The following is a 23,616-nucleotide window of genomic DNA, read 5'->3' as shown; positions in this document are numbered from 1 at the left end:
GTGGCGCACCGGTTCAGGGCCGCATGCCGTCGAGGATGAGCCGGAACCGACCTCCGAGGAGCGCCGTCGGATGCAGCCCGAGACCGCCCCCGCACCGCGACGACTCTCCGACCTGCCGTGCCCGCCCGGGCGGCTGCCGCTGCTGGGCCATGCCCTGCCACTGGTCAACCGGCCCTTCGCGTTCCTGGAGGCGGTACGCGAGCTGGGCGACATCGTGCGGATCCAGCTCGGCGGCACGCCGATGTACATGCTCAACGAGCCCGAGCACGTGCACACCATCCTCGTCACCGAGGCCCGCAAGGTCGCCCGCGGCATCCTCTTCGAACGGGGGCGGAAACTGGTGGGCAACGGCCTGCTGGGCTCCGAAGGCGCCTTCCACCTCCGGCAGCGCCGGCTGATGCAGCCCGCCCTTCAGCGCACCAGCACCGCCGCCCACGCCACGCTGATGCGGCGCAACACCCTGCGCCTCGGCGACTCCTGGCAGCACGGTCAGGTGGTCGACGTGCAGCAGGCCATGACCGACCTGGTCATCCGCAACACCACCGACGCCCTCTTCGGCCTCAGCGCCGACGAGGCCACCACCCGTGCCATGTGCCGCGCCGCACCCGTCCTGTTGGACAATCTCGTGCGCCAGTACCAGAGCCCCGCCTTCCTCGAACGCTTCCCCCTGCCCTTCAACCGGCGGGTGGCGGCCACCAGCCGCGCCATCCACCGGACCATCGCGGGCGTCATCGTCCGTCGGATCGCCGATCCGGGGAAGGAGGATCTGATCAGCACGCTCCTGTCGGCCCGCGATCCCGCGACCGGCGAGCCGATGCCGCCCCGGCAGGTCCACGACGAAGCCTTCAGCATCTTCGTCGCCGGAGTGGGGACGACCGCGGCGACGCTCTCGTGGTTCTTCCACGAACTGGCCCGCCACCCCGAGGTGGAGGAGCGGGTGGTGGCCGAGACCAGCGCCCTGGCCGGCGACGACCTGCCGGCCGCTGACCCTCCCGACCGCCTCGGCCACACCCGCCGGGCCGTGCAGGAGGTCCTGCGCATGCACGGTGTGCTGCTGGTGATGCGGCGTACCACCGCGCCCGTACGCCTCGGCACCGTCGAAATGCCTGCCGGAACCGAGATCGGCTACAGCCCCCACGGCATCCAGCGCGACCCCGCCCGCTACCCCGATCCGCTGCGCCTGGACCCGGACCGATGGCTGCTCCCGCGGACACCGCCCTTGCCGAAGGGGGCTTTCATCCCCTTCGGCGAGGGCCGCCACCGCTGTATCGGCGAACACTTCGCCCGGGCCCAGCTGCTCACCGCCGCCGTCCTGCTGCTGCCCCGCTGGCGGCTGCGCCCGGCGCCCGGCGCGACCGTACGCGAGATGAACGGCATCCACCCGCGCCCCAGCAGCCTGCACATGACCGTGACGTCGCGGTGAGCCGGTGGTCCACGGTTCCTGAGGGGCCATCAGGTACGTTCGGACGTATGAAGGCGATCATCGCGCACAGCTACGGCGACCCCGACGGGCTCATCTGGACCGACCGGCCCGACCCCAAGGTGGGGCCGGACTCGGTGCTGGTGCGGGTGAAGGCGGCCGGGGTCAATCCGGTGGACTGGAAGGTGCTGGCGGGGTACCTCGATCCGATCATGAACGTGCACTTCCCGCTGATCCCCGGCTGGGACGTGGCCGGCGTCGTCGAGGCGGTCGGCCAGGACGCGACCGAGTTCGACGTCGGTGACGAAGTCGTCGGGTACGTCCGCAAGGACGAGGTCCAGCACGGCACGTTCGCCGAACTGGTCGCCGCGCCCGTACGGACCCTGGCGCGCAGGCCCGCCGCCCTCGACTGGCAGCAGGCCGGCGGGCTGCCGCTCGCCGGGCTCACCGCCCTCCAGGCCCTGGACCGGGTCGGCCTGGCCAAGGGGGAGGCGGTGCTGGTGCACGCCGCGTCGGGCGGCGTCGGATCGTTCGCCGTGCAGATCGCGGCGGCCCGCGGCGCCCGCGTCATCGGTACGGCCAGCGAGCGCAACCACGACTTCCTGCGCTCCCTGGGCGCCGAGCCCGTGACGTACGGCGACGGCCTGGCGGGCCGGGTGCGGGAACTGGCCCCCGACGGGGTGGACGCGGCCGTGGACTTCGTCGGCAACGGCGTCATCGACGTCTCGCAGGAACTGTTGCGGGACACCTCCCGCGTCGCCTCCATCGCCGACAGCGAGGTGAAGCAGAAGGGCGGGCACATGGTGTGGGTGCGGCCGGACCGGGACGGCCTGGCGGCGCTGGGCGACCTGGCCGGCGCCGGGAAGCTCACCGTGCACGTCGATACGGTGCTGCCGCTGTCCGAGGCGGCCGAGGCGTTCCGCCGCAGCCAACAGGGCCGGACGCGCGGGAAGATCGTGCTGGAGGCCTCCTGACGCCCAACGCGGCGCCGCCCCCGGACGTCAGGCCGCCTTGCGGTCCACGTACTCGAAGACCGAGCCGTCCGGGTGGCGGGCGACGACGTTGCGCCCGATCGGCGTCGGCAGCGGGCCCGCGATGATCTGCGCGCCGACCGCCGTCAGGTCGGCCACCGCCTCGTCCACGTCCGCGACGGCGAGCGTCGCGGTGATCTTGCGGAGGACCGAGAGCTGCGCCTCCGGACCGCTCATCAGGAAGAAGCAGCCGACGGCCGCGACCGAGACGCCACCGTGGTGGAAGCGCATCGCCTCGGCGCCGGTCAGTCGTTCGTACACGCCGATCGCGGCGTCGAGGTCGGTCACGCACACGCGCAGCGAGGTCCCCAGAATGTCCATGGGGGAAAGCGTAGTTGGGGCGCCGCGCCGTACGCGATCAGTTGCGGGATTCGGCCCCGCTCCTGGTCCCGGCCCCGGTCCGGGGCCTCCGGTCAGCCGGTCATCGTCAGGCCGTCGGCGGCGGCGCCCCGCGACAGGACCGCCTCGCGGACGGCGTCGCGGGCCCGTGCGTAGGCGGAGCCGGGGGGCGCGGCGGCCGTCAGCGGGACGACGCGGAACGCGCGGTCCACGTCGGTGAGCTGCGGGGTGAACTCCGCCTTGGTGACGTTCCAGCGCCCGCCCGCCGCTTCGGGCGGGGCGAAGGTGAAGCGGGCCATCGAGCTCTGGTTGCCGCGGGGGTCCATCGCGCCCTGCGTGTTGTACATGTAGCCCGCCAGCTGGTCGCCCATCCCGTAGACGACCCAGACGCCGTTGACCTTCTCGTACGCCTGCGGGACGTGCGCGTGGGTGCCGATGATCAGGTCGATGCCGGGGCGCTCCCCGGTGCGGGCGGCGGTGAGGGACCGGGCGAGGCTGCGCTGCTGCTTGTCGGGTTCCGGCTGCCATTCGGTGCCCCAGTGGAGGCTGACCACGACCACGTCGGCGCCCGCCCGGCGGGCGGCCCGCGCGTCGGCGAGGATCCTGTCCCGGTCGATGAGGTTGACCGTCCAGGGCTGTCCTTCGGGTGCGGCGGTTTTGTTCGTACCGTAGGTGTACGCGAGCTGCGCGACCGTCGCCCGCCCGGCCTTGAGCAGGGTGGGACGGGCGGCCTCCGCGGCGGAACGGGCCGAGCCGGCGTGCCGTACGCCCGCGGCGTCCAGGGCGTCGAGCGTGCGGCGCACGCCGTCGGCGCCCGCGTCCAGGGTGTGGTTGGAGGCGGTGGAGCAGGAGTCGTAGCCGGTGGCCTTGAGGGCGGCGGCGACCTGCGGCGGGGACTGGAACACGGGGTAGCCGGTGAAGGGGCCGCCGTCCGCGCCGTACACCGTCTCCATGTGGCAGATCGCCAGGTCGGCGCCGGACACCTGCGGACGGACCCCGGCGAGCATGGGCCGGAAGTCGTGGCCGCGGCCGTGCGCGTCCTTGCGGGCCTGCTCGATGATCTCGGCGTGCGGGAGGACGTCGCCGGTGGCGAGGAGGGTGAAGCCGCCGGAGTCCGCGGCCCTGGCGGGCTGCCCCGAGACGGCGCCGTGCCGTCCGGCGGCGGGCCGCCCGGGGCCGCAGCCCGCCACCAGGAGCGTCAGCGCCGCCAGGGCGCTCAGAGTGACGGAAGTGGCCCGCCCGTGCGTGGATCTCATGGATCCTTCATACCGGCGCCGCGGGCAGAGTTCGCGGCGGCCGTGGCGGTCGGGTCACGGGCCGCCGTACGGCCCCGGCCGGGGTTCACACCCGGCAGAGGATCTCCCCGTGCAGGACCCCGAACCAGGCGTCCTCGCGTGCGCCCCACTCCCGCCAGGCGTCGGCGATCCGACGCAGCTCGTACTCGGTGGCGTGGCCGCCGTCCACCGCCAGCCGGGCGTACGAGGAGGCGACCGTGCGGTCCGCCCACAGGCCGCTCCACCAGGCGCGTTCCTCCGGTGTCGCATAGCTCCAGGCGGAGGCGGTCGAGGTGATCGCGTCGTCGGCGAAGCCGGCCTCCCGCGCCCAGGCGCGCAGGCGCCGCCCCGCGTCCGGCTCGCCGCCGTTGGCGCGGGCCACCCGGTGGTAGAGGTCCAGCCAGCCGTCCAGCCCCTGGACCGCCGGGTACCAGGTCATGGCCGCGTAGTCCGCGTCCCGTACGGCCACCACGCCGCCCGGCTTCGTCACGCGCCGCATCTCGCGCAGCGCCCGGACCGGGTCACCCACGTGCTGGAGGACCTGGTGGGCGTGGGTGACGCAGAAGGAGGCGGCCGGAAAGTCCAGTGCGTGGACATCGCCGGTCACGAAGCGGACGTTGGACAGGCCGCGTCCCTCGGCGGTGGCCCGCGCCTGCTCCAGCACCTCCGGTGCCCGCTCCAGCCCGGTCACCCGGCCGTCCGGCACCAGCGCGGCCAGATCAGCCGTGATGGTGCCGGGGCCGCACCCGATGTCCAGGATCTCCATGTGCGGCCGCAGCGTGCCCAGCAGGTACGCGGCCGAGTTGGCCGCGGTGCGCCAGGTGTGCGAGCGCAGGACGGACTCGTGGTGGCCGTGCGTGTAGACGGCGGACTCGTGGTGCTCCTGGGTGTGGACGGCGGACTCGTGCGGCATGGCGGACGGCTCCTTCGTGCTCCCGGTCGGTGGCCGTCCTCACCGTACGCCGGGTGACCGCATCATGAGAATGGCGTCTCGCTATTCGGGCAGCAGGCGGTAGACGGTCAGCGCCTCGTTCTCCTTGCAGATCGTCAACTCGCGCGGCGCGTCCGCCACTTCGCCGTCGTACGCCAGCACGCTGCCCTCCGCGAGCCCGCCGATCCGTACCGAGCGCATCCGGGACTCGCTCAGCACGGGGGAGTGGCGCAGCGCGCCCGTCAGGGCCGCGGTCAGCAGTCGCGTACGGGCCAGCCGCCCGCCGTGCACCACCCGCACGTCCAGTACGCCGTCCGCCAGGTCGTGCCGCCGCACCGGCGCCAGGCCCAGCCCGCGGTATGCGCAGTTGCCCGCGAACAGCAGCCACACCTCCCGCCGCTTGCCGTTGATCTCCACCGTCACCGGGTCGGCCGTGCGCAGCACCTTCCAGGCCGCCAGCACCCCGGCCGGCCAGGCCCCGATCCGGCCCGCCCACTCCTCGCGCACCCGCACCAGCTCCGGGTACGCGCCGATGGAAAAGGTGTTGAGGAAGTGCGTGGGGTCCTCGCCCCGCGAGGTACGGAAACCGGCCAGGTCCACCGCAACCGCCTCGCCGCTCGTCACCGCGCGGGCGGCGTCCCCGAGGGTTTCGATGCCCAGGTCGTACGCGAAGTGGTTACGGGTGCCGCCGGGCAGCACCGCCAGCGGCACGCCGTGCCGTACGGCGACCGTCGCCGCGGCGCAGACCGTGCCGTCCCCGCCCAGCACACCCAGCGCGCCGCCCGCCTTCCTGGCCTGCTCGGCGGCCTCCTCCAGCGCCTTGTCCATCGGCGGGCACTCCGGATCGCCGCACAGCGTCACCTCGGCCTCCGGCAGCACGCTGCGCACCTCCTGCTCCCGGTCGGGCCGCGGCCCGGTGCGCTGCCCGGACGCGTGGTTGGCCACCACGAACAGCCCGCGGCCCGCCGGCAGTGCGGGCGCGTCGGCCGCCGGACGCGCCGGGGGCGCCAGCTGTGCCCGGGTCGGCGCGAGCCCCCGTACGGCCAGCGCCGCGCCCACCCCGAGCGCGGCGCCCGCCAGTACGTCACCCGGATAGTGCACGCCGGTGTACACGCGGGAGAACGCGACGGAGGCGGCGACCGGCGCCAGGGCCAGCCCCCACCATTTGTTCTCGAAGGCGACACCGGTGGCGAACGCCGCCGCCGAGGCCGCGTGGCCGGACGGGAAGGAGGTGGTGAACGGCTGGCGGCTCAGCTGCCGTATGACCGGCACGGCGTCCAGCAGCGGCCGGTTGCGCCGGACCGAGCGCTTGCCCAGGGTGTTGACCGTTGCCGACGCCGTCGCCAGCGAGGCCACCCCGCGCAGCGCGGCCCGCCGCATCGGCCGCCCGCCCAGGACGGCCGCGCCCGCCGCGATGCCCATCCACAGCAGGCCGTGGTCGGCGGTGCGCGTCAGCCGTGGCAGCACGCGCTGCGCGCCCGGCCAGTGCCGTGACGCGACGCTGTCGAAGATCTGGCGGTCCCATGTACTCAGCAGCTTTCGCATGCGCCACCTGTACCCCAAAGGGCGGGGCGCAGACAGTAACGCCGACGTGCCCGGCTCCATCCGCTTCATCCGCAACCGGCTCCTATCAGGTCGATTCGGTCGAACGGGTGCGTCGTTCCGGTACGGCCCGGGGCGTCAGAAGCGGCCGGGGCCCCTCGCGCCGCCGTCCGGGCAGCTGTCCGGAGCGGCCCGGCTGATGTCCGCGAGCGCCGAGTCCGGGTCCTGCGCGCGGGCCAGGTCGCCGATGCTGACCACCCCCACCGGCGTCCCGTTCTCCACCACCGGCAGCCGCCGGACCGCGTTGGTGCGCATCAGCGTCACCGCCTCGCTGATGTGGTCGTCGGGGCGCACGCAGACCGGCTCGGGCGTGCACACCGAGCGGCAGGACACGGCGAGCGGATCGACGCCGTCGGCCACCGCCCGCAGCGTGATGTCGCGGTCGGTGACCACGCCCAGCAGCACACCGTCCTGCGTCACCAGCACGTCGCCGATGTCCTGCGCGCGCATCAGCTGCGCCGCCTCGACGAGCGAGGCGTCCGGCTGGACCGCCGCGACGTCCGATGTCATGACGTCCCTCACGAACTGTGCCATTGCAGATCGCCTTCTCTCGGGTTCCCGTCGCCGCGCCGGGCGGGGGCCGGGCTCGTACGATCGAAGGAGGCGACCGGGCGGACCGGATGGCCCGAGGTGCCGGAACGGCCCGCGCAGCCGGGGCCGGTCCTGGTAGTGAGTGGGGTGAGGAAGCCGAGTTCCATGTCCGCCTCCGGGGCTCGTGCCGGGCCTGCCGCCGGACGTGTCCGGGTGGTTGAGCCGGCGGGTACCCGAACGGAGGCACCCGACACGGAGGGAGAAGCCCCGATGCCGTCCCACGACACGCCCACGGACGTCCCGCGGCCCGCGCCGGCGCAGGCCGCCACGCCGGGAGTCCCGCCCGCACGTCTCGACGAACAGCAACTGCTGCGCGAGCTGGAGACCATCCACCGCACCCGGCACGACACGCTGCTGCACGGCTCCAGCGACGCGCTGGCCACACACAACGCACGAATGGCGGAACTGGAAGGCGAGTACCTGCGCCGCCACCCACGCCGCTGGGTCGCCTCCGGCCGCACCCGTTCCGGCGCCCGCGCCCGCACCGGCTCCTGACCCGGGGATGTTTGACCGCGCACGGCCCCTGGTACCCGGGCCCGGCCGAGCGGCCACGGAGAAGGCCGCGGAGCAGGCCGGTGGGCACATGGGGTTCACCGGAGACGGGATGGTGGGGAGAGTCCGGGCGCGGGATGTGGGGTCCCGCGCCCGGTTCCCTGTCCGCCCGTCGTCCGCCCGTCCCGCGAGGCGGACGCGCCGCGCGCGCCCGCTCCGCACGGCGCCCGGTCGCGCGCCCGCCCCTCACAGCACCCGGTACGGAGTGGCCTCCTCGTGGCGGAACTGGAGCCCGTGGCCCGGGAGACGGTTCGCGCCCGGCCGCACGGTGCCGCCCGACGGGTCGAGACCGCCGTCGAAGAACATCGACTCGATGCGCACATGGTCGTGGAACCACTCGATGTGCCGGAAGTTCGGTACGCACGCGGCCGGGTGGGCGTGCACGTGCGGGGCGCAGTGCGCGGAGACCTCCAGCCCGTGGGCCTCGGCGAGGGCCGCGGCGCGCAGCCAGACCGTCAGCCCGCCGCAGCGGGTGGCGTCGATCTGGAGGCAGTCCACGACCGGCGCCATCCGGGCGAAGTACGGCAGGTCGTAGCCGTACTCACCGGCCGCCACATCGCACACCACCAGGTCCCGGACCACCCGCAGGCCCTCCAGGTCGTCCGAGGACACCGGCTCCTCGAACCAGCCCACCCCCTGGTCGGCGAGGACCTGCCCGACCCGTACGGCCTGCTTGCGGGTGTAGGCGCCGTTGGCGTCCACATACAGCTCGGCGCGCGGACCGATGGCCGTACGGGCGTGCCGCACGCGGGCCAGATCGCGTTCGACGGCCCGGCCCCACTCCTCACCGATCTTGATCTTGACCCGTTCGATGCCCTGGCCGTGCACCCAGCCGTTCAACTGGGTCGCCAGATGGGTGTCGTGGTACGTGGTGAACCCACCGGACCCGTACACCGGCACCGCGTCGCGCACCGCGCCGATCAGGTGCAGCAACGGCAGCTCCAGCAGCCGCGCCTTGAGGTCCCACAGCGCGATGTCCACCGCGGACAGCGCACAGGCCACCAGGCCGGGCCGGCCCGCGTTGCGCACCGTCCGGCTCATGGCCTCGTACGCGCCCTGGACGTCCAGCGCGCTGCGGCCGAGGACCGGCCGGGTGAGCAGGTCGCGGACGACCGAGCCGGTGTCGGTGGCGGCGTAGGTCCAGCCGAGGCCGGTGGTCGTGCCGGAGCGGGCCTCGACGACGATGACGGTGGTGGTGTCCCACGCGAGTGTGCCGTCGGCTTCGGGCGCGTCGGTGGGGACGGTGTAGGCGGTGACGTCCAGCCGCTCGACCTTCATGGTGGGGGGTGGCTCCTCTTCCGTCTCGGTGTCGACCGGGCCCGGTGCTCCTGTCTGCCGCTCCCGTCGTCCGGGCGGTCGGACCATGACCGGGCGTCAGCGGCCGTCCCGCACGGGTTACCGGGCCCCGGGGCCGGAAACCTCCGGACCGGGCGCCCGACCCGGTGGATTCGGCGCCCGGAGCGTTTACCGGCACCGGCTCCGGGCACGCGATCGGTGTGCTTCGGACCGGAGGCACGCCCGTGGGAGCGAAATCGCTCTGCGAGCGTGCCGTTTCCGGCCGTGCTCCCACGGAGGACCCCCGTCCACCGATCAGGGAGCCGAGACCATGCCCTCTGTACGCACACCCCTACGCCAGGGCGCCTCGCGCGGCCGGCCCGCCGAGTGCCCGGGCGGCGCGCGGCGCACCCCCCAGAACAAGCACCCCCACGACGACGCCCCGGACACCGGTGCCGACTTCCGCAGGCTGATGGCGCTGCCCGACGGGCCGGAACGGGACGCGCTGCGCCAGAGCATCGTCTGCGCCTGGATCCCGATGGCCGAACGCCTCGCCCGGCAGTTCCGCAACCGCGGCGAGACCACCGAGGATCTGACGCAGGTCGCCTCGCTCGGCCTGGTCAAGGCCGTGGACCGGTACGACCCGGACCGCGGCTGCGCCTTCGAGAGCTTCGCCGTGCCGACCATCGTCGGCGAGGTCAAGCGGCACTTCCGCGACCACATGTGGGGCCTGCACGTGCCCCGCCGCGTCCAGGAACTGCGCAACCGCGTCCGCACGGCCACGCTCGAACTCACCCACGCACCCGACGACCACCGCCCCCCGGCCCGGGACATCGCCCGGCACACCGGCATGACGCTGGAGGAGGTGCTGATCGGCATGGAGGCGCTGGAGAGCTATTCGACGCTCTCCCTGGACGCCGAACTGCCGGGTGCTGACGACGGGTACGCCCTCGTCGACACCCTCGGCGGCCCGGAGCCCGGCTTCGACCTCGTCGTCGACCGCGAGGCGATCCGCCCCAAGCTGCGGATGCTCCCCGAACGCGAGCGTCAGATCCTCTACCTGCGGTTCTTCTGCGACATGACACAGAGCCGCATCGCCGACCGCCTCGGCATCTCCCAGATGCACGTCTCCCGCCTCATCAACCGCACCTGCACCCGCCTGTGCGACCAGGTGGGGGGACGGGCGGCCTAGGCCCCGCCCTTCCGCCGCCGGGGCCCGTCGAAAGGGCCCCGGCCCGCCGGGCGGGCGGTGAGATGAGGGGAGGGTTCTAGTCCGCTTCCGGGTGCCGGGATGCGTATCCCCGCTCGATCCGGGGCTGATGCCGCGTCTTGAAGGAATTCGTCGGGATCAGCAGCTTGTCCGCGATCGAGTTGGGGGACACCCGGTTCTCCCAGAGGTTCATCATCTCGTAGAGGAAATCATCGAATTCGGGAGTGAAGCTCGCCTCGATCGACGATCCGAATCTCTTGGGCTTCGCCTCCGGATGGTCGGCGTTCTCCGCCGCCAGGGCGTCCCGCTTGTTGCGGAGATCATCGGGCAGGGCCGCTTCCAGCCGCGCTGCCGCCTGCGGGACCCTGTCGATGGGGGAGCGGAGCTTGTTCGCGGCGCCGCCGGCGGGCTTCTTCAGCCGGTTGTGCAGCGTCACCGTGGAGATGCGGAGGCTGTCCGCGACCGATTGTGCCGGTACGAGTTCCTCCTTGACCATCTTCCGTACCGCCTCCTGCAACGCGTCGGGGAAGAACCCCAGGTGGCGATTGGGGTCCGTACGGGCCTCGATCACCTTCCAGAAATCCTCCCCCGCCGCCGCACGCAGCCGGGACTCCACCGCCGCCACCTGCTCCTCGCGCGCCCTGGCCCGCGCCTCCCGGATCTCCTTTCTGTTCTCCTCGGAGGTCGGCGCCGCGGGGCCGGGCGTGTTGCCGTGCCTGAGCGGCCTGGTGAACGGCACCGCGTCCGTCATCGTCGTGTCGCCGTCCTCGACCTCGCTCTCGGACGCGGTGTCCGCGCCTTGGAGCTCGCTGTCGTGCGGGAACGCCACCGTGGTCTCGCCGTCCTCGGCCACCTTCCTCACCCGGAGCCGGTACCGCTGCTCCATGCCGCCTCCCACTCCGCGCGCCGGTGCCTGGAGGCCGTTCCCCTCGGGCGCGGGAACCGTGTGCCCGGGGGCCGTTTCGTACATGGGGCGGTTCCGGTCCGCCATGCTCTGGGACAGGTGGGCGTCGAGCTGTCGGTTTCCCGCCCCGTCGTGCCCGCCGAGGTTCTTGACGCCGGTGTCGAGGGCCTCCTTGTAGTAGTGGTTTTCCCTTCGGTTGAATTCCATGTTCAGCCCGACGAGCTCCTGGAAGTAGCGCAGCAGCGCGAGACAGGCGCGGCACGGCCGCTTCGTGCCGCGAATGTGGATGATGTCGTGGGGAGTGTCCCGGTTGAATCCCGCGTTCTGGAGCATCTGCAGAAGCGTCTGCTCGGCGTGGACCTTCTTCGCTCCGTCACCGTTGTGCACCAGGTAGGCGTATCCCGCGAACTGCCCGCCCGGTGCGAGCAGCGAAGCCAGGTAGTCGCGGTAGCCGGGGCTCTGCGCCTTCTCGTTGGAGACGTCGACCAGGCGGATGTGCGAGGTCTCCCGCAGGGCCTGCAACGTGGCGTTGTCCCGCTGGAACGCGCCGGTCTCCGGAGCCCCGTCCACGTCCATCGCGTCCGGATCCACCGGCTCCATGGCCTGCGTCCGCGGCGTGAATCCCTCCCGGACCTTCAGCAGGGCCTGGCGGTTCCGTCGCTGCCGCTCCAGGACCTTCGCCGCTCTGGCCCCCGTCGCCGGGCCGGCTTCCGGTTCCCGGTCGGCCTTGTGCCGTTTCCCGCTCCTGCCGGCGCGTACCGCCGCCTGTCGCTTGCCCTTGCTCTTCTGCGACCTGTCGGTCTCGGTCTCGGTCTCGGTCTCGGAGTCCGATTCGCTCCCGGTCTCCTCGTCGCTCGACGCGTACTCCTGGTCGCCGAAGTCCTTTCGCATCAGCGTCCGGAGACCGTCGCCGTACAGGTCCCCGTTTTTGGTCGTTCCGCCACCCAGTTCCTGGAGCAGGGTGCGGAGCCGCTGCACGGACCGGTTGTAATTGCTGGCGAAGACCAGGTGGCCGTTGACCAGCATCGCCTGGATCTCCTGCTCCACGACCGGTTTCGCGGCCTTCTTCCCTTCCGCCTCCTCCGACGGCGTGGCCTTGTCCTTGCCCTTCCCCGCCTGCTCCGCGGTGCCCTCCCGCTCCCTGTGCTCCGCGTGCACCACGGCCTCAAGCATCCGGCGGGCGAGGTGCCGCAGGCTCTGGCCCGGGCGGTCCTCCGCGTAGTCGCGGTCGAAGCGGATCACCACTTCCTTGGTGACCCGGCCCCACTGCTTCCTGTTCTGCTTGCAGGTGCAGAGCTTGACCTGCTCATCGATCATGGCGGAGATCGCCGCGCGGCTGGGATACGGGCGGCCCGGCGCGGCTTTCTCCTGGCCGTCCCCGCCGCTCCCGGAGCTCTTGCTCCCGGAACTCTTGTCGTTCTTCGCGCGGGCCACGACCAGGCCGCCCGTACGGGCCACCGCCCGCTGTGCGAACGTCCCCGGGCCCCCGCCGTCCGCGCTCCCGGCGGGCCGGGCCGGTGCCCGGCCGCCGCCTCCGGAGAACGGCGCCCTGCTCAAGCCCGCCTTGAACGCCGCCCCGTTGGTCGCCGCCCCCCGCTCGGAGCCCTGCCGCGGGTCCGTGACGGGAATGCCCGCGCTGTTGGCCGTGCCCGTCTCCGGTACCCCGGCGAGGTTGTCGCGCACATGGCTCAGCTCGTGGCCGATCAGCTCCTTGTCCCGTGCCGCCTGCGGCGAGAGGAAGATGTGGTGGCCGATCGTCATCGCCTCGGCCCCCATCGCCGCGGTGGCACGCTGGGCGACCACGTCGTCGTGCAGGCGCGTCGGCGACAGGTTGGTCTGGTAGAAGTCCTCCGCCTCCGCACGGATCGGATCGGGGAGCTGCTTGCTCCGGGAGGCCATGGCGGCGTCGAGCAGCGTGGCCAGGCCGTTCGGGTCGCTGCCCGCCACTTCGCCCTGCGCGCCGCCCGCTTCGCCGTGCCCGCAGCCGGCGCCGTGGACGTGCCGCTCCTCCTTGATCAGGCGCGCGACCACACGGTTGCCGACCAGGCCCTGGAGCGCGTGGGCCCGCTCCGGTCCCATCGGCCCGCGGCCCGGGCCCCGGGGTGCGGACGGCGTCCGGCGCGCGCCCGGCCCCGGGGCCCCGGCCTCCTTGCCGGGCCGCTCCTCGTGAGCGTGCATGGCGTTCCCCTTCCGGTCCGGTCGGCAGCGGGCCGGTACCACGCACCCGAAACGGCCCCGCGTGACCCGGCGGCATCCCGGTCCCGGGTCACGGCCCGTACCCCTCGCCGCCGTTGTATCCGCCGCACCGAAGGGCGGACAGGACTTCCCGGGCACTTCCGGGGGCATGTCCGCGGGCCCCGCGTGCCGGCTGCATGCCCGGGATGCCGCTGATACGTCCGGGGCCGCCCCCTCCGGCCCACGGCGTTCGGGTGAATCCGCGGGCGGACCGTTGCGGGAGCGGCCGGGCCGTTCAAGATCTCTCCAGGATGCCGGCGAGGGTACGCAGTCCGGGAGCCGTCGCCGGGCGGTGGCGCGCCCGGGACCGTACCGCGTCGCACACGTGCAAGGAGACGGTGATGGGCAACACCCCGGACACGACGCTCGACGGCAAGGTCGCCTTCGTCGGAGGCGCGTCCCGCAACCTCGGCGCTCTCATCAGCACCACGCTCGGCGCCGAGGGCGCCCGGGTGGCGGTGCACTACAACAGCGACTCCTCCCGGGCGCAGGCGGAGGACGTCGTCGAGCGGATCAACGCAGGGCCCGGCGAGGCGTTCGCCCTGCAGGCCGACCTGACCCGCGTACCGGAGGTGGAGCGGGCCCTCGACGAGGTCGTCAGCCGGTTCGGCAGGCTCGACCACAGCGTCAACACGGCGGGCATGGTGCTGAAGAAGCCGCTCACGCAGATCACGGAGGAGGAGTACGACCGGATGTTCGCGGTCAACTCCAAGGCCGCGTTCTTCGTCATGCGCGAGGCGGCCCGCCGCATCGAGGACGGCGGCAAGATCATCACGATCGTCACGTCCCTGCTCGCCGCGTACACCGGCCTGTACTCCGTCTACGCCGGCAGCAAGGCGCCGGTCGAGCACTTCACCCGCGCCCTGTCCAAGGAGCTGTTCGGCCGGAACATCTCCGTCAACACCCTGGCGCCCGGGCCGATGGACACCCCGTTCTTCTACCCGGCGGAGGACGAGGACTCCATCGCGTTCCACAAGTCCTCGGCGATGGACGGCGATCTCACCAAGATCGAGGACATCGTGCCGTGGGTGCGGCACCTGCTGACCGACGGCTGGTGGGCCAACGGCCAGACGATCTTCCTCAACGGCGGCTACACCACCCGCTGAACCGCCCCGGTCAGGGGCGCAGCGCCCGCCCCAGGTGGCGGGCCATCCGGTCGACGGTGCCCGCCTCGGCCATGCTGAAGGCCCGCCGCCCGCCCGTGCGCAGCAGTGTCAGCACGCCGCGCACCGGCCCCGACCGCGCCCGCAGCGGTACGCACAGCAGCGAGGTCACCCCGGCGCGGGCGAGGACCGGCACCCCGTCCGCGTCGTGGCCGAACGCGCCCAGGTCCTCCGGGCGCACCTGGAGATGGGCGTTGCCCGCACGGGCCGCCTCGACGACGACCGGGCAGTCGCCGGGCAGCTGGGAGGCCAGGGTGGCCTGCAAGGCGTCCGTGCCGTACGGGTCCTGGGCGGCGGGCGCGTCCGGCCGGCCGGACGGGGACGCGGCGCCGTGCCGGTCCGCCGGAGCGTCCGGTGCCGGGGCCTCATCAGCCGCCTCGTCAGCGGCCTCGTCCTCGTCGTCGTACGCGTCGTATGCGTCGGCCCCGTCGTACGGAGCGTCCGGACCCGCGCCCCCGTACGCCGCCACCCGCACCAACGGGCCGCCGCCGCGGGTCACCAGATCGGCCGTCACCCAGTCGGCGAACCGGCCGCGCAGCACCCGGCAGGCCCGGTCCAGTATCGCGATGGGGTCCCGCGGCGCCTCCAGGAGCGTCATGGTCATGTCGTCCAGGAGGTCCATCAGTTCCGTGGTGCGGGTCAGCTCCGCCAGGCCGGGCGGCATCCCCGTGCGGCCGGTGCCGTCGCGCCCGGCACGGCCGCCCCGGTCCGCCGCCAGCGCCTCCGGGCCGGTGAGGAAGACCGTGAGCACGGAGGTGCCCGTCTCACCACGGGGCCGTAACGCCGTCATCGTCGCGCGCAGCGACTCGCCCTCCCGCCGCGCCCCGTCCGGCGGCGGCAGCAGCCGCACCACCAGGCTGCGGTCGCCCTCGTTGCGGGAGACCGCCGCGACCTGGGAGCGGAACGCGGCCCGCCCCTCGGGGGCGAGCGAGGCGGTCACCGGGCGGCCCGCCGCATAGCCGGCGCGCATACCGAACAGCCGCGTGCCGGCGAAGTTCAGCCGCCGTATCACCGTGTCCGGGCCCAGCAGCGCGACCGCGTACGGCATCCGCTGGAACAGTGCCCGCAGCAGCTGCTGTTCGTCGGCGGCGCGCCGGGCGCCGTTGTCCCGCTCCGCGGGCAGGACCTGCTCCAGGCGCGGCAGGATCACGTCGACCACGTGCTGGAGCTCCAGGAGAGCGGCGTCCAGGACGGACAGCCGCTCGGTGGAGGGCAGGGCGCGGGCGGCGCGCAGTTCGTCGACCCGTCTGCGGAAATCGGTGAGTTCCGCCGTCACGCGCTCGACCTCGGCCATGCCCTCACGCTAGCCGGTGCGCCCCCGGACCGTACCCCGCAGGGACCAAGCCGTCCGGACACCACGGCCCCGGCACCGGAACTCGACGGGATTGAGGCGTTTTCGCCCGCCCACACCGGGCAGCCGACCTGTTGCGGCCCACGGACCCGAAGGGACTGACCGAACAGTGGACGCAACCATGCCGATCCGCACCCTCTTCGCGACCGGGGCGTCCGACCTCGACGAGGGCGCGCCCGCCCGGAGCCTCGCGCACCTCGCCGAGCAGGCCGCCTGGTGCACCCCCGACAGCTGCGGTGCCGCCGCCACGGTGAGCACCGACGAGGACACCGCCGAAGCCCCCACCGCGGTGACCCACCCCGATTTGTCCGCCCTGGTCAGTGTCCAGTGGGAGTCCGGCGAAGGGCCCATCCCCACGGCCCTGGACAGCGGCCGGGCCACCGGCGCCGACGACCTGCTGCACGAGCGCCGCTGGCCCGAGTACCGCGCCGAGGCGCTGCAGGCCGGGGTACGCTCCAGCGCCACCCTCCCGTACCGCCGGGGCGGCATCACCCTCACCATCACCGTCTACGGCTTCCGCCCCGGCCTGAAGGTCGAGAAGGGCTGTACGGCCACGGACGTGCTCGGTGAGCTGGCCGCCACCGGACTGGCCCGGGAGCGCCGCTACCGGGAAGCCCTCGCCGAGGTGGACCAGCTCGACACCGCCCTGCGCACCCGGCCGGTGGTCGACCAGGCATGCGGCATCCTCATGTACGTGCTGGGGTGCGGCCCGGACACCGCCTTCGACACGCTGCGCCGCCTGTCGCAGCGCACCAACCGCAAACTGTCCGACCTCGCCGGCGCCCTGGTCCGCACCCGCGGACACGGGCTGGAGGCGGAGCTGCGGTGCCTGGGCGACCGGCCCCGGGACGCCGGCCGCGCCCAGGCCGCGCGCAACGGGGCGGGGCCCGGCCGTACCGCCGCACCGGACATCGGCCACGAACGGTAGCCCGCACTTCCTCCGTACCCCGCCCGCGCACCGGCTCTCAGCCGACCGGTGACGTGTCGCCCCGCCTCCCGGCCCCCGCGATCTGCAAAGGTGGTCGGGGCCCGCACTCATGTGATGGGCCCACGATCGACCTGCCGTGGAGTGTGGAGGTACGGATGCAGCGGACGGCCCTGGATCCGGATCCGGCCCCGGAGCCGGATCCGCCGGCGGGGCTGCCGGTCCTCCCGGAACTCGCCGCGCACCTCACCGCCGCCGCGGACCGTACGGAACCGGAGCCGCCCGGCGGCTCCCGGGCGCTGCGCGCCGCCGCCTGCGACTACTGGGCGCGCCGGGGCCTGGCGACCGCGCCGGAGCGGGTGCTCGCCGCGCCGGGCGCGCCCGCCCTGCTCCTCGCCCTGCTCGCCGCGGCCGGCGGTGACGTGCTGCTGCCGCGTCCCTGCGCCGAGTGGTACGCGCCGGGCGCCGGGCTGCTCGGCAGACAGGTGCACCGCATCCCCGTACCGGCCGAATCCGGCGGCGTACCGGACGCGTTCGCGCTCCTGGAAGCCGTACGCCGGGCCCGGCCGGCCGGTGACGAACCGCGGGTCCTGCTGGTCTCCGTCGCCGACGACCCCAGCGGCACCTGCCCGCCGCCCGAGCTGGTGCACGAGGTGTGCGAGGCGGCCGCGGCGGACGGGCTGTGGATCGTCAGCGACGAGACCGGCCGCGACCTGCTGCACGACCCGCACGACACGGTCGTCCTGAGCCCGGCCGAGATGCTGCCGGACGACGTCGTCGTCCTGACCGACCTGCGGGCCACCCTGGCGCCGGCCTCCTGGCCCGCCGCGCTGGCCCGGTTCCCGGACAACGGGCGCGCCGCCCGGCTGCGCGCCGCGACACTGGAGCGGCTGGCGGCGCTGCGCATCCCGGTGGCCGGGCCGGTCGCCTCCGCCGTCACCCGGGCGCTCGCCGAGCCGGAGGCCGTACGCGCCCGTACCGCCGCCGCGGCCCGGGTGCACGGCACGCTCGCCGGAGCACTCCACCACGCCCTCACCGTGTGCGGCGCCGTCTGCCGCCCCCCGCACGCGGGCAGCCACCTGTACGCCGACTTCGACCCGCTGCGCCCCGTGCTGGCCGGCAAGGGCGTCACCGGACCGGCCGAGCTGGAAGCCGCGCTCGCGCCCTGGGCGGCGCGCGGCGGGCACCGCTTCGGCGACGACCACCGGGCGCTGCGCGTACGGCTGAGCACCGACGCGCTGCTCGGGCCGGACGCCGGACGGCGGCAGCAGGTCCTCGACGCCCCCGACCCCCTGCAACTCCCGCACGTGGCCGAGGCGTTGAGCGCACTGTCCGCCACGCTCGCGTCGCTCACGGACACCGGCCCCTCGTAGCGCCGGGCCCGCCGCGTACCGCCCGTACGCCCCTTTCGGCCCCGCCTTCCCGGCCGCCCCGGCTCTCGCCCGCGACCGGCACCACGACCGGTCACGCCCACCGAATGGAGCCTCTCGATGACCGAACAGACCGAACGTTCCCTCACCGAGCCTCTCCCGACCACCGACGCCCCGCACCCGGCCGGCCCGCACCCCGCCGACCCGCAGGCGGCCGGCGCCGCGGCCCCGGCGGTCCGCCCGCTGCGCGAGGTCCGGCAGTGGCCCCGCGACTTCACCGACCGGCTCACCGCGCCGCTGCCCGGCGTCCGCGCGCTGGCCCGCATCGCCCGCGAGGGCAAGCTGCGGCCCTCCGCCCAGGCGCTCCTGGACATCCCGGAACTCCCCTTCGAACCGGGCCCGATGCCGCAGGCCGACCACCGGGACATCGCCGTCACCTGGGCGGGGCACGCCAGCTGGGTGCTGCGCGTCGGCGGCCTGACCGTGCTCACCGACCCCGTGTGGTCCCGCAAGATCCTGGGCACCCCGCCGCGCGTCACCCCGGTCGGCGTCCGCTGGCAGGACCTGCCGCCCGTCGACGCGGTCGTCATCAGCCACAACCACTACGACCACCTCGACCTGCCCACCCTCAGACTGCTGCCGCCGCACACCCCGCTCCTGCTGCCCGCCGGGCTCGCCCGCTGGGCCCGCCGGCGCCGCTTCACCCACGTCACCGACCTGGACTGGTGGGAGGCCGTCGAACTGCCCGGCCCCGCGGGCCCGGTCCGCTTCGACTTCGTGCCCGCCCACCACTGGAGCAAGCGCACCCTGACCGACACCTGCCGCTCCCTGTGGGGCGGCTGGGTGCTCACCGCGCCGGACGGGCGACGGGTGTACTTCGCGGGCGACACCGGCTACGGCCACTGGTTCGAGGAGATCGGCGGCCGGTACCCGGACATCGACCTGGCGCTGCTGCCCATCGGCGCCTACGACCCGCGCTGGATGCTGCGCCCGGTGCACACCGACCCCGAGGAAGCGGTCCGCGCCTGCCAGGACCTGGGCGCCCGCGCGATGGCACCCATGCACTGGTCCACATTCCTCCTCTCCGCCGAGGCCCCCCTGGAACCGCTACGCCGCGTCCGCGCCGCCTGGGAGGCCACCGGGCGCCCGCGCGAGAACCTCTGGGACCTGGCGGTGGGCGCCTCACGGGTCCTGGAGGGCGCGGCGGGGGAGGGGACGCAGGCCGGGTGAGGCCCGGTCGCGTACGGCAGGATCCGGAGGACGGGTGAAGCCCGGCCTCGTACGGCGGGACCCGGACGCCGAATGACGCCCGATCGTGTACGTCCGCTCAGCCGCCCTTCCCATGCCGCAGCCACCGCCACACCGCGGGAGCCGCGCCGATCAGCAGCGCCAGCCCGACCGCCGCGGCCACGCCCTGCCACGGCTCGCCGAACAGGGAGCCGCCCAGCACGCCGATGAGCTGGTACGTCACCGCCCAGGCCAGGCAGGCCGGCAGGTCGCCGCGGGCGAACCGGCGCAGCGGCACCCGTGCCAGCAGGCACGCCAGCATCACCGGCACTCGCCCGGCCGGCACCAGACGGGACAGCACGAGCACCAGCACGCCGTGCGCGCGCAGCCCGGCCTGCGCCTGTGCCAGCCGCTCCGGCGCGGCGCGGTCGCGCAGGCGGTCCAGCCAGCGGGAACCGTTGCGTGAGCGCACGCCGCGTCCGCCCAGCCAGTACAGCCCCAGGTCGCCGAGGAACGCGGCGAGGGCGCTCACCCCGAGGACCGACAGCAGCGCCCATGGCGAGCCCTGGTGAAAGGCCACCACCGCTGCCGAGCTGACCACCGCGCCGGTCGGCATCACCGGCACCAGCGAACCCAGCACCACCAGCAGGAACAGCGACGGATAGCCCACCGCCTGCTGTGCCGGTTCGGCGGGCAGGCCGCCCGCCAGCCCGCCGATCACCGCGCGCCCGTCAGCCGTACGGACTCGCCGTGCGCCAGCCGGTGCACCGCCACCTCCGGCGCCAGCAGCCCGGCCTGCCGCGCGAACTCGTCGCCGGGGGAGTGGAACTCGTGGGGGCGCACCGCGTCCATGCCGATCGGCCAGTACGTGCCGTAGTGCACCGGGACCGCGCTGACCGGCCCGAGCCGGGCCGCCGCCTCGGCCGCCCGCCGCGCGTCGAGATGCCCGTGCCCCAGGAACGGGCCCCAGCCGCCCACCGGCAGCAGCGCCACATCACAGGCGCCGACCTCCTCGGCCATCGTGTCGAAAAGCCCGGTGTCGCCCGCGAAGTACGTTGTCGCCGCGCCGTGCACCACATAGCCGAGCGCGGGCACCCGGTGCGGCCCGTACGGCAGCCGGCGCCCGTCGTGTGCCGCGTGCACAGCGCGGACGGTCACCTCGGCGGGGCCGTGGCCGTTCCGGGACGCGCGTACGGACACCGTGTCACCGGGCCGCACCTCGGTGACCGGCAGTCCGCGGGCCGCCGCCACCCGCCGCAGCCCCGGCACCGCCGCGGCAGCCCCGTACGGCACCACCAGCCGCGTGCCCGGCGCGAGGCGCGCCAGGGAGGCGGGGTGCAGGTGGTCGGCGTGCAGATGGGAGACGAGGACGGCGTCGGCGCGGGCCGCGGCCGGCGGCGGGAGCGCGCCCCGGCGGCGCCGCAGGTGCGCGAGGCGCCGGACGAACAGCGGGTCGGTCAGGATCCGTACGCCCGAATCGGCGACCGTGACGGTGGCGTGCCCCCACCAGGTGACCTCCACCGCCACACCGACCTCCCGACCGGAACGGAACCGTCGCGCGGGGCGCCCGGCGCCGTACCTCCTCCTCCGTACGCCTTTCTTCGATCCTGCCTCATCACGCGTCGGCCCGGGTGCCCCGGTGCGGCGGCTCCCCGGCGCGCCGGACGAAGATCGCGTGCAGGTCGCGGGCCGCACGGGGCACCGAGCCGGCGCGGCGCCGCTGGATCACCATGCGCACCTCCGTGGCGTCGTCCGCCAGCGGACGGCAGGTGATCGACCCGCTGCGCTCCAGCGGGTCGCCGAGCACGCTGTAGTCGGGCAGTACGGTGGCGCCGAGTCCTTCGGCCACCATCAGCTTGCCCATCTCCGCGCCGTCGGTCGAGTACGAGAAGGACGGTGTACGGCCCCGGAGCAGCCGGTGGACGTAACGGTGCATGACGTACCCCGAGCGCATCACGATCAGCGGCTCGGCCAGCAGATCCGCGACGGTGACCGACTCCAGCGCCGCCAGCGGGCTGTCCGGGCGCACGCACACGACCGGGCGCCCGCGCAGCAGCTCGGTGGTGTGCAGGCCCGGCGGCAGGTCGTCGCCCCGCAGGTAGTTGACCAGCCCGAGGTCGAACCCGCCCTCCGTCAGACCCTGCTGAATGGTGTCCTGCTGGGCGGTGACCACCTCCACCTGGGTCAGCGGATGCGCGGCGCGGAACTCCCGGACGGCCGGGACGAGCAGCGGGACCGTGGCCGCGTTGACCGTGCCCAGCCGCACCATCCGGCTGACCTGGTGCTGGTCGTCGGCCGCACGGCGCAGCCGGTCGACCGCCTCCAGCACTCCGGCGATGTGCGGCAGCAGCTCCCGCCCCTCGTCGCTGATCTTCGCCCCGGACCGCTTGCGGTCCAGCAGCCCCACGCCCAGCTCCCGCTCCAGGTTGCGGACGGTCTCGCTGAGCGCAGGCTGCGACAGATGCAGCTCCTCGGCGGCCCGGCGCAGCGACCCGAGCCGGGTGACCGCCGCCAGGTATTCCAATTGTTCTATTCGCACGGCAAGCCGCCTCCAAGCATGGCCGGACGCCGGTGAATTCCCCGGTCGGGGGCCGGTGATATTCCCCGCTCGGGGCCCGGTGGAAGGGGGACCCTATCACCACCTCGCGGATGCCTTGTCGACCTGCGGCGGCAGCCTGGGTAAACTCCCGGAAGTGGCGGGAAACGACCGGCCGGACCGCGGCCCTACCGCCGAATTGTTGCGAGGAGGTGACGCGTTGATGAAGAAGCTCGGGCAGCTCACACAGCGCCGTCATGTGGACCTCGTACGGGTCTCCAGCGCCCTGTGTCGGCGCGCCGGCCGGTAAGGACGCCACCGGTCCGGATTCTCCGGCGGTATTCCGGCGAGCCGGTTGATCTTTTTCCGGAACCTTCCGGATTTCCCCGTCATGCCATCTGGAATGGCCGGTTCGCCGCGTCTCCTGTTCGCCGTGTCCGCTCGCTGATTTTCGGATTACGAGTCGTACGGAATGCGCGTCCCGGCCGATGCCGCAATTCCCCCTGCCCACCCAGACCCACCGGGAGTACCTGATGCCCGTCCCGCCCGCCTTTGACCCGCTGCGCTTCGCCTACTGGGTGCCCAACGTCAGCGGCGGCCTCGTCACCAGCACCATCGAGCAGCGCACCGACTGGGGCTACGACTACAACCGCGAACTCGCCGTCCTGGCCGAGCGCAACGGCTTCGACTACGCGCTCACCCAGGTCCGCTACATGGCCGGTTACGGCGCCGAGTACCAGCACGAGTCCACCTCCTTCAGCCTCGCGCTGCTGCTCGCCACCGAGCGTCTGAAGGTCATCGCCGCCGTCCACCCCGGGCTCTGGCACCCCGGCGTCCTGGCCAAGCTCGGTGCCACCGCGGACCAGCTGTCCGGCGGCCGGTTCGCGGTCAACGTCGTCAGCGGCTGGTTCAAGGGCGAGTTCACCGCGCTCGGCGAGCCCTGGCTGGAGCACGACGAACGCTACCGGCGGGCCGAGGAGTTCATCACCGCGCTGCGCGGCATCTGGACCGAGGACCGCGCGCGGCTGGCCGGCGACTTCTACCGGATCCGCGACTTCTCGCTCAAGCCCAAGCCGGTCACCTCCCCGCTGCGCCCGCACCCGGAGATCTTCCAGGGCGGCAACTCCACCGCAGCGCGCGCCATGGCGGGCCGGGCCTCCGACTGGTACTTCAGCAACGGCAGTGACTTCGACGGCGTCACCGAACAGCTCACCGACGTGCGTGCCTCGGCCGCCGCGGCCGGACGGCCCGCGCCCCGCTTCGGCCTGAACGGCTTCCTGATCGCCCGCGACACCGAGGCGGAGGCCCGCGAGGTGCTGCGGGAGATCGTCGCCAAGGCGGACACCGAGGCCGTACACGGCTTCTCGGACGCCGTGCGGCAGGCGGGCCGGTCCACCGCCGACGGCAAGGGCATGTGGCAGGACTCGTCGTTCGAGGACCTCGTGCAGTACAACGACGGGTTCCGTACGGGGCTGATCGGCACTCCGGAACAGATCGCCGAACGCATCGTCGCCTACAAGCGCCTCGGCGTGGACCTCTTCCTGCTCGGCTTCCTGCACTACCTGGAGGAGGTCGAGTACTTCGGTAAGCGCGTCCTGCCGCTCGTACGCGAGCTGGAGGCCCAGGAGCCGGACGCGCGGCCGCGGCCCCCGGCTGCCGTCGTCGCCTGACCGGCCCCCC

The 23,616-nt window shown here is 73.8% G+C and carries 21 protein-coding genes; 10 read left to right on the top strand and 11 right to left on the bottom strand.

The genetic code is table 11. The features are described 5' to 3' along the window. Positions 1-70: 70 nt before the first annotated feature. Entirely contained in the window at positions 71-1,423 is a 1,353-nt protein-coding gene (locus IH45_RS0115180; RefSeq protein ID WP_050514869.1) for a cytochrome P450, read from the top strand. Positions 1,424-1,470: 47 nt separating this feature from the next. Then, positions 1,471-2,394 carry an NADP-dependent oxidoreductase gene (locus IH45_RS0115175; RefSeq protein ID WP_030667205.1) on the top strand — a complete coding sequence of 308 codons (924 nt, stop codon included), beginning with the start codon at positions 1,471-1,473 and terminating at the stop codon, positions 2,392-2,394. A 27-nt stretch (positions 2,395-2,421) separates the two neighbouring features. Here the strand turns inward: IH45_RS0115175 and IH45_RS0115170 are convergent, their stop codons facing one another. The 5 genes from IH45_RS0115170 to IH45_RS0115150 form a co-directional block, all read right to left on the bottom strand. Beyond that, positions 2,422-2,772: a VOC family protein gene (locus IH45_RS0115170; protein WP_030667203.1), complete on the bottom strand. Its 351-nt coding sequence runs from the start codon at positions 2,770-2,772 to the stop codon at positions 2,422-2,424. Between the two features lie 92 nt (positions 2,773-2,864). Continuing rightward, positions 2,865-4,046 carry a CapA family protein gene (locus IH45_RS0115165; RefSeq protein WP_030667200.1) on the bottom strand — a complete coding sequence of 394 codons (1,182 nt, stop codon included), beginning with the start codon at positions 4,044-4,046 and terminating at the stop codon, positions 2,865-2,867. An 85-nt stretch (positions 4,047-4,131) separates the two neighbouring features. Then, a complete protein-coding gene (locus tag IH45_RS0115160) occupies positions 4,132-4,977 on the bottom strand; it encodes a methyltransferase domain-containing protein (RefSeq protein ID WP_050514868.1) in 846 nt (281 codons plus the stop codon). An 81-nt stretch (positions 4,978-5,058) separates the two neighbouring features. Further along, complete coding sequence (locus IH45_RS0115155) at positions 5,059-6,540, bottom strand: phosphatase PAP2 family protein (RefSeq protein WP_030667196.1); 1,482 nt, start codon at positions 6,538-6,540, stop codon at positions 5,059-5,061. Between the two features lie 135 nt (positions 6,541-6,675). Then, positions 6,676-7,131 carry a CBS domain-containing protein gene (locus IH45_RS0115150; RefSeq protein ID WP_030667194.1) on the bottom strand — a complete coding sequence of 152 codons (456 nt, stop codon included), beginning with the start codon at positions 7,129-7,131 and terminating at the stop codon, positions 6,676-6,678. A 267-nt stretch (positions 7,132-7,398) separates the two neighbouring features. On the opposite strand from IH45_RS0115150, the gene IH45_RS0115145 reads away from it, so the two are divergent. Further along, complete coding sequence (locus IH45_RS0115145; protein WP_030667192.1) at positions 7,399-7,683, top strand: DUF6158 family protein; 285 nt, start codon at positions 7,399-7,401, stop codon at positions 7,681-7,683. Positions 7,684-7,926: 243 nt separating this feature from the next. Here the strand turns inward: IH45_RS0115145 and IH45_RS0115140 are convergent, their stop codons facing one another. Beyond that, a complete protein-coding gene (locus IH45_RS0115140; protein WP_030667190.1) occupies positions 7,927-9,018 on the bottom strand; it encodes an enolase C-terminal domain-like protein in 1,092 nt (363 codons plus the stop codon). 328 nt (positions 9,019-9,346) lie between these two features. Here IH45_RS0115140 and IH45_RS0115135 point away from each other — a divergent pair, with 328 nt between their 5' ends. After that, the gene (locus tag IH45_RS0115135; RefSeq protein ID WP_030667189.1) at positions 9,347-10,207 is read left to right on the top strand and encodes a SigB/SigF/SigG family RNA polymerase sigma factor; all 861 of its coding nucleotides are present in this window, start codon (positions 9,347-9,349) and stop codon (positions 10,205-10,207) included. A gap of 76 nt (positions 10,208-10,283) precedes the next feature. On the opposite strand, the gene IH45_RS1000000149915 is transcribed toward IH45_RS0115135, so the two are convergent. Then, positions 10,284-13,307: an eCIS core domain-containing protein gene (locus IH45_RS1000000149915; RefSeq protein ID WP_050514867.1), complete on the bottom strand. Its 3,024-nt coding sequence runs from the start codon at positions 13,305-13,307 to the stop codon at positions 10,284-10,286. Between the two features lie 398 nt (positions 13,308-13,705). Between IH45_RS1000000149915 and IH45_RS0115125 the strand changes: the two genes are divergently transcribed. Then, positions 13,706-14,470 carry an SDR family oxidoreductase gene (locus IH45_RS0115125; RefSeq protein ID WP_030667185.1) on the top strand — a complete coding sequence of 255 codons (765 nt, stop codon included), beginning with the start codon at positions 13,706-13,708 and terminating at the stop codon, positions 14,468-14,470. A 10-nt stretch (positions 14,471-14,480) separates the two neighbouring features. Here IH45_RS0115125 and IH45_RS1000000149910 read toward each other — a convergent pair whose 3' ends face one another. Continuing rightward, positions 14,481-15,821, bottom strand: coding sequence for a PAS domain-containing protein (locus tag IH45_RS1000000149910; protein WP_030667183.1), 1,341 nt, complete (start codon positions 15,819-15,821; stop codon positions 14,481-14,483). Positions 15,822-15,999: 178 nt separating this feature from the next. On the opposite strand from IH45_RS1000000149910, the gene IH45_RS0115115 reads away from it, so the two are divergent. The 3 genes from IH45_RS0115115 to IH45_RS0115105 all read left to right on the top strand — a co-directional run bounded on the left by IH45_RS0115115 (position 16,000) and on the right by IH45_RS0115105 (position 19,403). Continuing rightward, positions 16,000-16,806, top strand: a complete 807-nt coding sequence (locus IH45_RS0115115; RefSeq protein WP_030667181.1) for an ANTAR domain-containing response regulator — start codon at positions 16,000-16,002, stop codon at positions 16,804-16,806. 155 nt (positions 16,807-16,961) lie between these two features. Further along, a complete protein-coding gene (locus IH45_RS0115110; protein WP_030667179.1) occupies positions 16,962-18,176 on the top strand; it encodes an aminotransferase class I/II-fold pyridoxal phosphate-dependent enzyme in 1,215 nt (404 codons plus the stop codon). A 117-nt stretch (positions 18,177-18,293) separates the two neighbouring features. After that, positions 18,294-19,403 (top strand): MBL fold metallo-hydrolase, encoded by a 1,110-nt coding sequence (locus tag IH45_RS0115105; protein WP_030667177.1) that lies wholly within the window; start codon positions 18,294-18,296, stop codon positions 19,401-19,403. Between the two features lie 97 nt (positions 19,404-19,500). Here IH45_RS0115105 and IH45_RS0115100 read toward each other — a convergent pair whose 3' ends face one another. The 3 genes from IH45_RS0115100 to IH45_RS0115090 form a co-directional block, all read right to left on the bottom strand. Continuing rightward, a complete protein-coding gene (locus IH45_RS0115100) occupies positions 19,501-20,121 on the bottom strand; it encodes a DedA family protein (protein ID WP_030667175.1) in 621 nt (206 codons plus the stop codon). Beyond that, positions 20,118-20,927, bottom strand: coding sequence for an MBL fold metallo-hydrolase (locus IH45_RS0115095; protein WP_030667173.1), 810 nt, complete (start codon positions 20,925-20,927; stop codon positions 20,118-20,120). Before IH45_RS0115095 ends, IH45_RS0115100 begins: the two co-directional genes overlap by 4 nt. Before the next feature lie 88 nt (positions 20,928-21,015). Further along, the gene (locus IH45_RS0115090; RefSeq protein WP_032917512.1) at positions 21,016-21,939 is read right to left on the bottom strand and encodes a LysR family transcriptional regulator; all 924 of its coding nucleotides are present in this window, start codon (positions 21,937-21,939) and stop codon (positions 21,016-21,018) included. Positions 21,940-22,159: 220 nt separating this feature from the next. On the opposite strand from IH45_RS0115090, the gene IH45_RS1000000151015 reads away from it, so the two are divergent. Continuing rightward, entirely contained in the window at positions 22,160-22,246 is an 87-nt protein-coding gene (locus IH45_RS1000000151015; RefSeq protein WP_351860154.1) for a putative leader peptide, read from the top strand. 223 nt (positions 22,247-22,469) lie between these two features. Then, positions 22,470-23,606, top strand: coding sequence for a dimethylsulfone monooxygenase SfnG (sfnG, locus tag IH45_RS0115085; protein WP_030667169.1), 1,137 nt, complete (start codon positions 22,470-22,472; stop codon positions 23,604-23,606). The last annotated feature ends 10 nt before the right edge of the window (positions 23,607-23,616 follow it).

The sequence above is a fragment of the Streptomyces rimosus subsp. rimosus genome (genome assembly GCF_000720725.1).
Lineage (GTDB): Bacteria > Actinomycetota > Actinomycetes > Streptomycetales > Streptomycetaceae > Streptomyces > Streptomyces rimosus_A.
The sequence above is the reverse complement of the archived record's forward strand: the minus strand, read 5'-3'. Positions and strand labels throughout refer to the sequence as shown.

Bases quoted from the DNA above. Each gene is read 5' to 3' on its own strand.
- IH45_RS0115180 (WP_050514869.1), top strand. From the start codon at position 71: ATGCAGCCCGAGACCGCCCCCGCACCGCGACGACTCTCCGACCTGCCG.
- IH45_RS0115175 (WP_030667205.1), top strand. From the start codon at position 1,471: ATGAAGGCGATCATCGCGCACAGCTACGGCGACCCCGACGGGCTCATC.
- IH45_RS0115170 (WP_030667203.1), bottom strand. From the start codon at position 2,772: ATGGACATTCTGGGGACCTCGCTGCGCGTGTGCGTGACCGACCTCGAC.
- IH45_RS0115165 (WP_030667200.1), bottom strand. From the start codon at position 4,046: ATGAGATCCACGCACGGGCGGGCCACTTCCGTCACTCTGAGCGCCCTG.
- IH45_RS0115160 (WP_050514868.1), bottom strand. From the start codon at position 4,977: ATGCCGCACGAGTCCGCCGTCCACACCCAGGAGCACCACGAGTCCGCC.
- IH45_RS0115155 (WP_030667196.1), bottom strand. From the start codon at position 6,540: ATGCGAAAGCTGCTGAGTACATGGGACCGCCAGATCTTCGACAGCGTC.
- IH45_RS0115150 (WP_030667194.1), bottom strand. From the start codon at position 7,131: ATGGCACAGTTCGTGAGGGACGTCATGACATCGGACGTCGCGGCGGTC.
- IH45_RS0115145 (WP_030667192.1), top strand. From the start codon at position 7,399: ATGCCGTCCCACGACACGCCCACGGACGTCCCGCGGCCCGCGCCGGCG.
- IH45_RS0115140 (WP_030667190.1), bottom strand. From the start codon at position 9,018: ATGAAGGTCGAGCGGCTGGACGTCACCGCCTACACCGTCCCCACCGAC.
- IH45_RS0115135 (WP_030667189.1), top strand. From the start codon at position 9,347: ATGCCCTCTGTACGCACACCCCTACGCCAGGGCGCCTCGCGCGGCCGG.
- IH45_RS1000000149915 (WP_050514867.1), bottom strand. From the start codon at position 13,307: ATGCACGCTCACGAGGAGCGGCCCGGCAAGGAGGCCGGGGCCCCGGGG.
- IH45_RS0115125 (WP_030667185.1), top strand. From the start codon at position 13,706: ATGGGCAACACCCCGGACACGACGCTCGACGGCAAGGTCGCCTTCGTC.
- IH45_RS1000000149910 (WP_030667183.1), bottom strand. From the start codon at position 15,821: ATGGCCGAGGTCGAGCGCGTGACGGCGGAACTCACCGATTTCCGCAGA.
- IH45_RS0115115 (WP_030667181.1), top strand. From the start codon at position 16,000: ATGCCGATCCGCACCCTCTTCGCGACCGGGGCGTCCGACCTCGACGAG.
- IH45_RS0115110 (WP_030667179.1), top strand. From the start codon at position 16,962: ATGCAGCGGACGGCCCTGGATCCGGATCCGGCCCCGGAGCCGGATCCG.
- IH45_RS0115105 (WP_030667177.1), top strand. From the start codon at position 18,294: ATGACCGAACAGACCGAACGTTCCCTCACCGAGCCTCTCCCGACCACC.
- IH45_RS1000000151015 (WP_351860154.1), top strand. From the start codon at position 22,160: ATGAAGAAGCTCGGGCAGCTCACACAGCGCCGTCATGTGGACCTCGTA.
- sfnG (WP_030667169.1), top strand. From the start codon at position 22,470: ATGCCCGTCCCGCCCGCCTTTGACCCGCTGCGCTTCGCCTACTGGGTG.